Annotated in this window: 11 protein-coding genes; 4 read left to right on the top strand and 7 right to left on the bottom strand. The window is 60.7% G+C overall.

The features are described 5' to 3' along the window. Positions 1-51: 51 nt before the first annotated feature. From gloA to L085_RS17470, 5 genes are all read right to left on the bottom strand, one after another. Complete coding sequence (gloA, locus tag L085_RS17490; RefSeq protein ID WP_004931325.1) at positions 52-459, bottom strand: lactoylglutathione lyase; 408 nt, start codon at positions 457-459, stop codon at positions 52-54. Between the two features lie 341 nt (positions 460-800). Further along, positions 801-1,904, bottom strand: a complete 1,104-nt coding sequence (locus L085_RS17485) for an alkene reductase (RefSeq protein WP_044031340.1) — start codon at positions 1,902-1,904, stop codon at positions 801-803. Positions 1,905-1,994: 90 nt separating this feature from the next. Next, positions 1,995-2,600 carry a TetR/AcrR family transcriptional regulator gene (locus L085_RS17480; protein ID WP_004931320.1) on the bottom strand — a complete coding sequence of 202 codons (606 nt, stop codon included), beginning with the start codon at positions 2,598-2,600 and terminating at the stop codon, positions 1,995-1,997. Positions 2,601-2,717: 117 nt separating this feature from the next. After that, a complete protein-coding gene (gene eptA / locus L085_RS17475; RefSeq protein WP_044031339.1) occupies positions 2,718-4,355 on the bottom strand; it encodes a phosphoethanolamine transferase EptA in 1,638 nt (545 codons plus the stop codon). Between the two features lie 138 nt (positions 4,356-4,493). Beyond that, entirely contained in the window at positions 4,494-5,135 is a 642-nt protein-coding gene (locus L085_RS17470) for an NAD(P)-dependent oxidoreductase (RefSeq protein WP_004931317.1), read from the bottom strand. Positions 5,136-5,274: 139 nt separating this feature from the next. On the opposite strand from L085_RS17470, the gene L085_RS17465 reads away from it, so the two are divergent. The 3 genes from L085_RS17465 (at position 5,275) to L085_RS17455 (ending at position 7,463) form a co-directional block, all read left to right on the top strand. Then, positions 5,275-6,204, top strand: a complete 930-nt coding sequence (locus tag L085_RS17465; RefSeq protein ID WP_193378552.1) for a LysR substrate-binding domain-containing protein — start codon at positions 5,275-5,277, stop codon at positions 6,202-6,204. Positions 6,205-6,227: 23 nt separating this feature from the next. Further along, positions 6,228-6,467 (top strand): DUF1289 domain-containing protein, encoded by a 240-nt coding sequence (locus L085_RS17460; protein ID WP_015377731.1) that lies wholly within the window; start codon positions 6,228-6,230, stop codon positions 6,465-6,467. Between the two features lie 99 nt (positions 6,468-6,566). Then, positions 6,567-7,463 (top strand): aldo/keto reductase family oxidoreductase, encoded by an 897-nt coding sequence (locus tag L085_RS17455; RefSeq protein ID WP_004931312.1) that lies wholly within the window; start codon positions 6,567-6,569, stop codon positions 7,461-7,463. Positions 7,464-7,522: 59 nt separating this feature from the next. Here the strand turns inward: L085_RS17455 and L085_RS17450 are convergent, their stop codons facing one another. Next, complete coding sequence (locus L085_RS17450; protein ID WP_044031338.1) at positions 7,523-9,367, bottom strand: polyurethanase; 1,845 nt, start codon at positions 9,365-9,367, stop codon at positions 7,523-7,525. Positions 9,368-9,608: 241 nt separating this feature from the next. Between L085_RS17450 and sodC the strand changes: the two genes are divergently transcribed. Next, complete coding sequence (gene sodC, locus L085_RS17445) at positions 9,609-10,130, top strand: superoxide dismutase family protein (RefSeq protein ID WP_044031337.1); 522 nt, start codon at positions 9,609-9,611, stop codon at positions 10,128-10,130. Here sodC and L085_RS17440 read toward each other — a convergent pair whose 3' ends face one another. Then, complete coding sequence (locus tag L085_RS17440) at positions 10,131-12,161, bottom strand: FUSC family protein (RefSeq protein WP_044031336.1); 2,031 nt, start codon at positions 12,159-12,161, stop codon at positions 10,131-10,133. Positions 12,162-12,164 lie beyond the last annotated feature (3 nt).

The raw sequence follows: 12,164 nt of genomic DNA, 5'->3' as shown, positions 1-12,164 counted from the left end.
CGCTATCGCGCGGAGAATCAGCAGGGCGCCAACGCGCCCTGAAGGGGAGGCTTAGTGGCCGAGGCCCTGACCGGCGTGTTTGTTTTCGATCAGCTCGATTTTGTAGCCGTCCGGATCTTCGACGAAGGCGATAACCGTGGTACCGCCTTTCACCGGGCCGGCTTCGCGGGTGACTTTGCCGCCGGCGCGACGGATGCTGTCGCAGGTGGCGGCAACGTCATCCACGCCCAGCGCCAGGTGGCCGAAGGCGGTGCCCATATCGTAGCTGTCGGTGCCCCAGTTATAGGTCAGTTCGATAACTGCGCCTTCGCTCTCTTCCGTATAGCCGACGAAAGCCAGGGAGTATTTGTACTCCGGGTTTTCGCTGGTGCGCAGCAGGCGCATGCCTAATACCTTGGTGTAGAAGTCGATGGCGCGTTGCAGGTCACCGACGCGGATCATGGTATGGAGTAAGCGCATAATTCCTCTGAATTGACTGTGCCGTGGCAGACGGCGGGTGGATTGAAGCACAAGCGAGTATAGCCTTGTCCCGCAAGGGAATTCAACGTGACGAGCTGGTGACAATGTCACTTTGTGGTCTCGCGTTGCGGGTGTCTAAATATTGATCGAGTGTACCGATCGATACAGAGTAATTGATCTGCACAATCAATTATCTATTCCAGCGGCGATCGTGTAAAAATCGAACGGTAATAAAGATCAACACCAGGGAACAGCGGCCCGCCTCGTGCGGGCCTTTTTGCTTTGCGCGCGACGCATAAAAAACGGCCATGCGATTGCGTGGCCGTTGGGGTCAGGACAGATTACTTCGCCAGAAACGGATAGTCGGTATAGCCTTCGGCGCCGCCGCCGTAGAAGGTTTCCGGCTTAGGTTCGTTCAGCGGGGCGTGCTGGCGGAAACGCTCTACCAGATCCGGGTTGGCGATGTAGCTGCGGCCGAAGGCCACCGCGTCGATGAAACCTTTATCGATCAATGCTTCGGCTTTTTCGGCGGTGTAGGCGCCGGCACCGACAATCACCCCTTTAAAGTGGGCGCGCACCGAGTCGCGGAAGGCGTCGGAATACGGTTTGCCGCCGGCCCAGTCAGGTTCGGAGATGTGCAGGTAAGCGATATTGCGCTTATTCAGCTCTTCCACCAGATACAGCGCTGCTTCTTCCTGATCTTCGCCGTTGTCCAGCCCGTTGAACGGCCCCAGCGGCGAGATACGGATACCGATGTGTTCGGCACCCCATTCGGCGATGGTGGCGTCGACCACTTCCAGCGTCAGGCGGGTGCGATTCTCAATGCTGCCACCGTATTGATCGGTACGTTGGTTGGAAGCCGGTGACATGAACTGGTGCAGCAGATAGCCATGGGCAGCATGCAGTTCGATGAAGTCGAAACCGGCTTCGCGCGCGTTGGCGGTTGCCTGGCGGAAATCGTTGATGATGCCCGGGATCTCGCTGGTTTCCAGCGCGCGCGGCGTGGAGGTCGGCACGCGCACCCAGGCGCCGGTTTCATCACGCACGGTGGTGCGGGTTTCGGCGTTGATGGCCGAAGGTGCGACCGGCGCTTGCCCGCCTGGCTGCAGGCTGGCGTGGGAAATGCGGCCTACGTGCCACAGCTGCACGGCGATGTGGCCGTTGTTGTCATGCACTGCCTGCGTGATGTTTTTCCATGCGGCGATCTGCTCCGGCGTATGCAAACCGGGCGCGCCGGCGTAGCCTTTCGCCTGGAAGGAAACCTGGGTCGCTTCGGTCACGATCAGGCCGGCGCTGGCGCGCTGTGCGTAATATTCCGCCATCAGCGGCGTAGGAATATCGCCCGGCTCGATGCTGCGCAAACGCGTCAGCGGAGCCATAAACACGCGGTTGGGCAGGGTGATGGCGCCAACCTTCAGCGGAGAGAGCAATTTTTCAGTCTTCATAGTGCATCCTGTATTTAATAGACCGGTCGTCTAGTAATGGGCGATAAAAAACCATGAACTGCATTTTTTCAATAAAATAAGTTGTTACCGTTACGGTTGCGGCGGGCGCAGCAGCAACTCGATGCTTTCCAGCGCGCTGGTCAACGGCGCCAGCGAGTGACGGATCTTGGCGCGCAGCGTGGCGCCGAGCCACAGTGAATACAGCGTTTCTGCGGTTGCCGCCGGGCTCATGGCTACCGACAGCGAGCCCTCGGCGATACCGCGCTCGATGGCCTCCTGAAGGTGGCCGATCACGCGAGCGGTGCCCGTTTCCAGCGCATGGCGCATCGGTTCCGACAGATCGCTCACCTCGGCGGAAAGCTTCACCGCCAGGCAGGCGTTGTGGCATTCGCTGCGGCAGTGGTAGCTGATAGCCTGGGCGTAATAGCCGAGCAGCTGGTGGCGGGCATCACCGCGTCTGTCGGCAAACAGCGCCTGCATTTCTGCATCATAATGCGCGAAATAGCGCTGCAGCATCGCTTCGCCGAAGGCTTCCTTCGAGCGAAAATAGTGGTAGAACGAGCCTTTCGGCACGCCCGCGGTGGCCAGCAGTTCGCTCAGCCCCATGCCGGTAAAGCCCAGGCGCAGGCTGAGGGTTTCGCCGGTGGCGAGCAGATGTTCACGTGTATCCACGTTGCAATGCGTTGATTTGGTCATCATGGTGCCGAGCATAATAGACCGATTGGTCTAGGTCAATGGGAATAAAAAAACCGGCGCACAAAACGCCGGTTGTCTGCAAACTATTGTGCCCCAGCGGCACGCGGAAGTTAAGCGCTACGCCGCGTTGCGGCAGCGTTGCAGGATATCCAACTGGGATTGATATTCGCGGGTTTGTACGTTCAGCATACCCAACAGGGTGTGGAACAGGTTGTCCTGCGAAACCTCGTCCTTTTCTGCCAGCGTATTCAGACACTGGCGATCGATGCCGAAATTGCGCTGATAGTCGGCCGACATCCACATCAGGAAAGGCACGTGCGTTTGCTGGCTCGGTGCGAAGACATAAGGCGTGCCGTGCAGATACATGCCGTTTTCCCCCAGCGATTCGCCATGATCGGACAAATAGACCAGCGCGGTATTGAAACGGTCGTCATACTGCCGCAGCAGCTTGATGGTGGCATCGAGCATCGCGTCGGTATACAGGATTGAGTTGTCGTAGGTGTTCACCAATTGTTCATGGCTGCAATCCTGGATCTGATTGCTGTTGCAGGTCGGCGAAAACGCCTGGAATTCTGGCGTGCTGCGGCGGTAGTAAGCCGGGCCGTGGCTGCCCATCTGGTGCAGCACGATCACGCCGTCGTCTTTCAGGCTATTGATGTAGTCGTTCAGCTTGTACAACAGCACGTTGTCCATGCAAACCTCGCCGTCGCAGTCCTGCTGCGGTTTCAGCTTGGTCATGTCGATGTGCGGCACCCGGTCGCAGGCGCCTTTGCAGCCGCCGTCGTTATCGCGCCACAGCACATTGACACCGGCATGCGCCAGCACGTCGAGCATGCCTTCCTGGTGCGTCGCCTGAGTCGCGTCGTACTCCTTGCGTGGCATGTTGGAGAACATGCAGGGCACGGAGATCGCCGTTTCGGTGCCGCAGGAGCTGGCGTTTTTGAAGTAGACCACGTCGTCCTGCTTCAGGCGCGGGTTGGTTTCGCGTTCATAGCCGCCTAGGGAGAGGTTTTCGGCGCGGGCGGTTTCTCCCACGACCAGGATCACCAGCGTTTTCTTGGCCTGCCTGGCGATCAGCGGCCCTTTACGCGCATCTTCGCCGATCTTGACCAGCGGCAGATTGCGGGTGAAGTAACGCTGTTCGGTAAACTTGATGGTGCCGGCCACGAAGTTGGAAGGCGTCAACATCTTCACCACGCTTTTATTGTTGCGGATCAGCGAAGCGTAGTCTTTGTAGAACAGCGCGGCGACGATCAGGATCACCACCAACGACAGCATGACGTTGGCGGCGCGCAGTCCGACCATGTACCACCAGGGGCGAGTCTGGCGAATTTGGGTGAAGCAGACCGCCACCGCCGGCAGAATGCCGAGCAGCGTCAGCCACAATCCCATGCGCGGCGTCAGCAGCGCGGTCGCCTCCTGAGGGTTGGTTTCGAAGGCGTTTTGCATCATGTTGCCGTCGATCACCACACCATAGCTGAACATGAAATAGTTGGCTGCGGCGCTGCCGAGCAAGAAAAAGACGATCAGCGGTTTGCGCAGGTAGGGCACGGTCAACACGCTGAAGATAATATTCAGCGAACAGAAGATCACCACCGGCATGCTGGCGGCGAATATCACGCTGTGGACGCTATCGAAGGTGATATACGACCAGGCGCGATGCAGGAATAACGCGTTTTGGAACAGAGTGAAGAACAGGGCGGTGGCGAGGATAAAACCGAGGCTGTTGCACCGTAAGCGTTGACGTAACCACATTGCCAAATCTGGATCCTGAGAGTAGATAATGCCTTGAAATCTACCGGATGAAACTTAAGAAAACCTTAGAAACTCAGATTACTGGCGGCGAAGAATACGCGGAAAACGCCAGGCCGAGCGGCCTGGCGGCGGGGCGGTTTAGTAGGCGGCGGTGAATTGCGCACGAATAAACTGAGGCTTTTCAATCTCATCAACGATAGCGACCGCCAGGTCTTCCACCGAAATGCTGGCCGGCGCTTCGCCGTTCATCAGCAGTTGCGTGGTGCCGAGGCGGAACTGGCCGGTGCGTTTGCCCGGCTCCAGCAGGGCGGCCGGCGAAAGATAGGTCCAGTCGAGTGCCGACTCGTTACGCAGTTTGTTGCGCAGATCGCGCACCGCCTGCGCGCCGGGGCGGATATTTTCCGGGAACTGCGGCGTATCCACCAGTTCAACGCCCGGCGCCACTTCCAGGCTGCCGGCTCCGCCGACCACCAACAGGCGTTTGACGCCGGCCTGCTCGACCGCGGTGAGGATCTGCTGGGCGCCGCGGGTGGTTTTCTCATACAGGTTGTCTTCGCCCCAGCCGGGGTTGTAGGCGCTGATCACCGCGTCCTGGCCGCGCAATTGTCCCGCCAGCCAAGCCGTATCGGCGACGTCGCCCAGTGCGACGGTCAGATTGGCGTGCTCCGGCAACTCTTTTTTCTGGCGCGCGATTGCCGTCACCTGAATACCGCGAGCCAGCGCTTCATCCACCACGCGGCGGCCAACAAAACCGGTTGCTCCAATAATGGCTACTTTCATCTGTATGCTCCTTCGGGGATAGGTTCAGTATCGTGAGGCAGGCCGAGGTGCCTGCCGCGTGGTTTCTACTCTAGTCCTTAACAATAGCCGTGATTAGTGCCATATTCATGCTTTCTTGATTAAGTAAAACTTCATAATCGTGGATAAACTCAATCGAATGGCGGTATTCGCCACCGTGGTGGCGGAGGGCTCGCTGGCCGGTGCGGCACGGCGGCTGGGCATGACGCCGTCGGCGGTCAGCCAGCACATGCGCTCGCTGGAGAAGGCGCTTGGGGTGCCGTTGCTGCATCGTTCCACCCGCCGTCTGGCGCTGACCGAGGCAGGAGCGGCGTTCTATCCCGGCTGCGAGGCGATGCTGCAACAGGCGCTGCAGGCGGAGCAGCGGTTGGCGGAGCTGCGGGATACGCTGGTGGGGGAGCTGCGCATCGCCACCCCGGTCGGCATCGGCGGCCGATCGCTTGCGGAGGCGTTGTCGCCGCTGTTGCAGGCGCATCCCAAGCTGACGCTGCGAGTGCTGGCGGACGATCGCATCGTCGATATGATAGAACAGCGGGTCGACATTGCGCTGCGGGCCAACCGGCAGCTGGCGGACGCCAATATGATTGCGCATCCGCTGACGGCGTGGCCGATGGTGCTGTGCGCCGCACCGCGTTACCTCAGCCAGCATGGGGTGCCGGAAAAACCGCAGGATTTGGTACAGCACCGCTGGATCTCCAGCGGCTACAGCGGGGCGCATCTGGATTTGCAGCACCAGTCCGGCCAGCAGGTCAAGCTGCGGCTGGCGGAAGGACAGATCGTCAGCGAGAGCATGAACGTGATGCGCGCCTTTACCCGCGCCGGGCTAGGCATTTCCGTTCAGCCGCTGTATGAAATTGGCGACGAACTGCAGCGCGGCGAGCTGTTGCTGCTGTTGCCGGAGTGGCGGCCGGCGCCGCTGCGGCTGCACGCGCTGACGCTGGAACGCACTATGCCGGAGAAAAGCCGCCAGGCGCTGCGCTATTTGCGTGACTATTTTCGCCGCAAAGGAGAAAAGGGACTTGCCAGCGGCGGCGATGGCGTCTTCAATTAGCAAGAGAACGCAGGAGGAGCCCCGTGGCGCAGCAGCTTGAGTTTTTCGACATCCCCAGCCCGTGTCGCGGCATTTGTCAGGCCGACGATCGTGGGTTCTGCCGTGGCTGCCTGCGCAGCCGCGAGGAGCGTTTCGGCTGGATGAACATGAGCGATGCGCAAAAGCGCGAGGTGTTGCGCCTGTGCCGTCAACGCTTCCTGCGGCTGCAGCGCGCCAATAAAGCGCCTGACGAGCCGCTGCCGGAGCAGCCGTCGTTGTTTTAACCTTTCCTGATCTGCCGCACGTTCGTGTGGCTTACCGCTTCCCTGTGCCTCACCGGCTTGTGTATGCTGGCTGACAACTAATGTCATGAGGTTTTCGCAATGGTAGAACGTATTCGTCTCGCGCCGCAGGGGCCTGAATTTTCCCGCATGATTTGCGGTTACTGGCGGTTGATGGAGTGGGGCATGTCACCGCAGCAGCTGCTGACGTTCATCGAACAGCATGTCGAACTGGGCGTCACCACCGCCGATCACGCCGATATCTACGGTGGCTATGCCTGCGAACAGGCGTTCGGCGACGCGCTGCGTCTGAAGCCGGCGCTACGCCAGTCGCTGGAATTGGTGACCAAGTGCGGCATCGCCACCACCGCCAAGCCCGGTAACCCGATTGGGCATTACATCACCGACCGCGATCATATCGTGCAGAGTGCGGAACAGTCACTGCGCCATCTGCATACCGATTACCTCGATCTGCTGCTGATCCACCGCCCGGATCCGTTGATGGACGCTGACGACGTAGCCGAAGCCTTCGTTGCGTTGCACAAAAGCGGCAAGGTGCGCCATTTCGGCGTATCCAACTTTACGCCCGCGCAGTTCCAACTGCTGCAGTCGCGTCTGCCGTTCACGCTGGCGACCAACCAGGTGGAGATCTCGCCGATTCACCAACCGGCCATTCTCGACGGCACGCTCGACCAGTGCCAGCAACTGCGCATCAAGCCGATGGCCTGGTCCTGCCTGGGCGGCGGGCGCCTGTTCAACGACGCCGAGTTTCAGCCGCTGCGCGACGAGTTGCAGCGGGTGGCGCAAGAGATCGGCGCGGAGACCATCGAGCAGGTGGTGTACGCCTGGGTGATGCGCCTGCCGTCGTCGCCGTTGCCAATCATCGGCTCCGGCAAGATTGAGCGGGTGCGTTCGGCGCTGAAGGCGCAGAAACTGGTGCTGAGCCGCCAGCAGTGGTTCCGCATTCGCAAGGCGGCGCTGGGGTATGACGTGCCTTAAGGCGGGCAGAAAGAGGAAAGCCGGGCGGCGAAAGCGCCCGGCTTTTTTTATGCCGATCTTTAGGCCAACACCACCTGATCGGTGCTGATGTGATCGAGCGAGACGCCGATCAGCGTGACCTGGCTGTGGCCGAAGGCCAGCACCAGATCGTCGTTTTGCTGCGTGGCGTAGTCGCGGATATTGCCGCTGGCGCCTTCGGTGCCGATAAATACCAGTTTATCGCTGGCGTTGAAGCCATACAGCTGGTCGCGGCCGAAATCGCCGCTGAACAGGAAGGTGTTGCCGTTGCCGACGCCCTTCAGGATGTCATCGCCGCTGCCGCCGACGAAGGTCAGGTTGCCGCCGGCGTGGCCGATCAGCGTGTCGTTGCCGGCGTTGCCGAACAGCCAGGCGTCGTGGCTGCGAGCCTGCAGCACGTCATCGCCGTCGCCGCCGGTGGCGGCGGCGGCATAGGCTTTGAGGCCTGAGTCCGATTTCAATCCGGCGGCGGTTACCTGATGATCCACTTCTTTGTTGAAGATAAGCCAGGAGGTTTCTTTGCTGCGCAGGGTGCTGATGTCGTCCGCCAGCGTAATGCCGCCCTTGGCGTCGCGCAGGTAAAGCGTGTTGCCGTCGTAGGCGACCTCGGTATTCTTCAACGCCTGCTGGGTATCGAAGATATTGTGGCCTTTGCCGCCGGCGATCAGGTTATAGCCGCCGGCGTCGCGGAAGATATCGTCGCCGTCGCGGCCCTCGAGATAATCGTTGCCTTTGCCGCCCTTGATCAAATCATTGCCGTCGCTGCCGATGATAAACGTCGGCCCGCTGTGCGTTTCCGCGTTGCGGTTCAGGTCTTCCACCCAGGTACTGCCGCGCGTCACGTTCGACAGGTTGGAGACGATGATGGTCGAGTCTTTGTCGGTCAGCGAATAAAACTCGGAGTTCAGCACCCGCATCAGGCCATCCTGATAGAAGAACGGCAGGTGGGATAGCCAGGTCGGAATGTTGAGAATGGAGAACGGCAACAGATTCCAGGCGTCCGACGCGTAGTGGTCGTTGAAGTTGACGATATTGTTGGTGGCGGAGGTATGCGGCGCATCGTGAACGCCCAATGACGGCAGGGTCAGCGAGGTGCCGTCGAGCGCGCGAAACACCGGATCGTTCTCATAACCGATGTTGATCACCTTGCCGCCGGCTTCGTACTGGGTCGGCGAGGCGAAGGCGACATAGTTGGACTGCGCGTAGAAGCCGCCCCAGTTGGCGTCGCTCTGCGCCGCCATGCTGTTGACCGCCAGCCCGCCGAGGCTGTGGCCGCTGACCACCACGTCCTCGCCGCTCAGCCCGTGGGCCTGCGCGAATTTCGCCACGTCGCCCAGCAAGTTGCCGAACGCCTTCAGCGTGTAGCCGTCGGCGTAGCCTTTCGGCCCAAACCCGGCCAGCAGATCGTTAATCACATCGCCGATGGTATCGCCGATCAACGACTCGCGCGGGCCGCTGGTGCCGCGAAATGAGATGCCAATGGCGGTGAGATTGCCTTCGCTGTCATATTTGCCCAGCACCTCGGCCTGCGCGGTGGTGTAACCGGCGGTCTCGCCGTAGTAGGTGCCGCGCGCATCGGTTTTGCCGGCGTAACCCAACTGCGTGGCATCGATCACCGACCAGCCGGCATTATTTACCGCTTCCTGCGCGGCCTGTTCGGAGTCGGGGTTCCAGGGCAGGCCGGGCAGGCCGCCCTGCGACTGGGTGCTGCCGATGAGCGCCGTGATCAGCGTCAGCGGCAGACCGAGCCCGAAACCGGTCTGGTGATAGCCTTCATCGAAGCCGTTATCGATATTGTGGTAAGCGTAGGTAGAGATGGCCAAGGCGTCGGAAAACAGCGCCTTTGACGCGTTTTCGTCCAGATCCTTATAGCTAAAGATGCCCATATCAGTTCCTTATGAAGTATGCCGCCTGGCCGGGAAGTGAACTCTCGCGCGTCGGCGGTGGAAACAGGGAAACAACGTTAGCCGAACGACAGCTGGTCAGAGGACCAACATCGGTAGAATTATTATTGGTGCTAAATATTAGGCCCGCGAATCAAATTGGCGAGATTGTGCGTTGGTTAACAGTGCTGGCGTTGGCTCTCCTATACTGATAACTCGATATAGTCATTAAGGAGACTGATTGATGAAACGTTATTGGTATGCGGCGCTTGGCCTGATGGCCTGCGGGGTCGCTCAGGCGGCGACGGTCGACGTTGAGATGAATTTGGTGACCGGGCAGGGTATCGGTCAGGATATCGGCAAAGTGGCCATCAGCGAAACGCCTTACGGCTTACTGTTCACGCCGAGCCTGAAAGCCTTGCCGGCCGGGGTGCACGGTTTCCATGTGCATGAGAAAGGCAGCTGCGAGCCGGGCATGAAGGACGGCAAGGCGGTGGCGGCGCTGGCGGCTGGCGGGCATTTTGATCCGCAAAAAACCGGGAAACACCTCGGACCCTATGCCGACGGGCATCTGGGCGATTTGCCGGCCATCTATGTGACCGCCGACGGCATGGCGAACGATCCGGTGTTGGCGCCGCGGCTGAAAAAAATCAGCGAAATTGAGGGCAAGGCGCTGATGGTGCACGCCGGCGGCGATAACCACTCGGATCATCCACAGCCGCTCGGCGGCGGCGGTGCGCGCTTCGCCTGCGGCGTGATCAAGTGATCACCCGCCGCTAACGGCCGGTGCGGCGGTGGGCTGGCCCATCGCCTGTTGCAACTGCTGCAGCGAGCAGTAGAGCCGCCAAATCAGGCCGGCCAGATCGCGCGCCGCCTGTTCCGGGTGGTGCGCCAGCGCGTTGCTCATGCGCAGCAATTCCTGCAGCGTGGCGTCCAGCGAACTGTGCTGCACGCCTTTCTCCGTCATGATGCCGCGCAGGCAGTGGATACAGACGTTGCGCACCGCCGACAGCGGATCTGATCGGGTTTGCCAGTCGCGCAGTTGCCAGACGATATGGCTGCAGTTGAGCAGCACCACGCCCCAGCGCAGTAACCAGGTGCGCGCCTCCTGATCCTGACTTTGATTGAGCTGGCTGATGCGATGGTAGATCAGCGATTCAAACTGGCTTTCGCTCTGCTGCGGCCGTTTGCTCAACTGATCGATAAAGTCGCGCCGCAGCGCGCGGATAATGCGGCGGCTTTTGCGTTTGTCCGAGCTGGGGCGCAGGATCTGAAACGCCAGCCCGGCCAGCAGCACGCCGACGACTTTAGCGATGTTGTCATTGATAAAGGACTGGTAGTCATAGCTCGGCGGATTGCTGACGGTCAGAAACGAGCCCATAAAGACGATCAGCTGCCCCCAAAGCGCGGCATAAGGCGGGTTCTGCAGCTTGAGCATCTGCATGGTCACCAGGATCGGGAACAGGAAGGCGCAGAACACCCAGAAATCGTCAATCTGGATCATCAAACCGAATTTCACCACGAAGCAGGCGACCGAGAGCAGCAGCACCGCCTTGAGCAAGGTGCTGACGCTGTTGATCGGCGAAGGCGTGGAGGAGTAGAGCACGCAGCTGATGGCGGTGAGCGTCAGCGCCGCGCTGCCGGCGTCCCATTGCGTGTTGATCCAGTAGGCGCAGCCGATCACGATGCACAAAAAGGTGCGCAGGCCATTGTAGGCGGCTTCATAGCTGTCGGTATGGCGCGCCAGCGAAGTGGCGCGCGGCGGTTGGAGATCGCTGACCGCCGTGGCGCTTTCCAACCGCCGCAGCCAGCGGCTGCAGCGCAGGTAAAGCCAACAGAAATCGCGCAACCGCAGCCAGAAGGCGCGATGGCGATAGTCCGCGGGATCGTGCGGCGCGATCTGCTGGAGCAGGCGCGCCAAGCGATATTTATCGGTGGCGGGGTCGCGCAGCTCGTCCAGCAGTTGCGTCAGCACCGGCATCAGATTGACGGGGCGATCCGGCCAGTTCAGCAGCATGCGGCGCAGGCTGGAGATGACGCTGGTAATGCGCAGCTGCTGGTGCAGCAGATAGTTGAGCAGGTTATTTTGCCGCCGCAGCCGGTAGTGGCTCCAGAATGCCTGAATGCGCAGCAGGTTCATGGTCAGGATCTGGCCGATGACCCCTTCGTGCGAGGTGCGCATCTGCGCGGTGACCTCCGGCTGCCACAGCATGGCGGCGTGCTCCAGCAGGCGCAGTTGCATGCGCCGCAGCGAGGTCATCAGGGCTTCGCCGTCGGAGGTGCTGGGCAGGATCATCATCATCAACCCGCCGCACAGAATGCCGGTGATCACTTCGCAAACTCGCGCCTGGGCGATGTCGAAGATCTGCTGGGTATCGGTGACGTTGACCGTGCCGAAGGCGATGATGGCGGCGGTATAGCCCGCCAGCGCGAAGGCATAAGAGACGTTGTTTTGGTAATGGTTGGAGACGTAGGTGCACAACCCGATCCAGGCGGCGATGAACAGCGTAAACAGCCAGGGATCGTTCAGGCAGTGGCCGGCGATCGCCACCGAGGCGGCGGCGCCCACCAGGCTGCCGAAGATGCGGCCGATGCTTTTGCTGATCACGCCGCCGATGGTGGGGAAGCTCACCACCGCGGCGGAGGTAAGCGCCCAATAGGGTTCGTCGAGTTCGAGCACGAACGCGACCCACAGCGCCAGACACATCGCCAGCGAGTTGCGCAGCGCATAGCGCCATTGGCCGCCGGTCGCCTTACCCCAGGGGGCACGGCTCCACTCCAGAAAGGGCAGGTTCACACT

The sequence above is a fragment of the Serratia sp. FS14 genome (assembly GCF_000695995.1).
In the GTDB taxonomy this organism is placed as follows: Bacteria; Pseudomonadota; Gammaproteobacteria; order Enterobacterales; family Enterobacteriaceae; genus Serratia; species Serratia nematodiphila.
The sequence above is the reverse complement of the archived record's forward strand: the minus strand, read 5'-3'. Positions and strand labels throughout refer to the sequence as shown.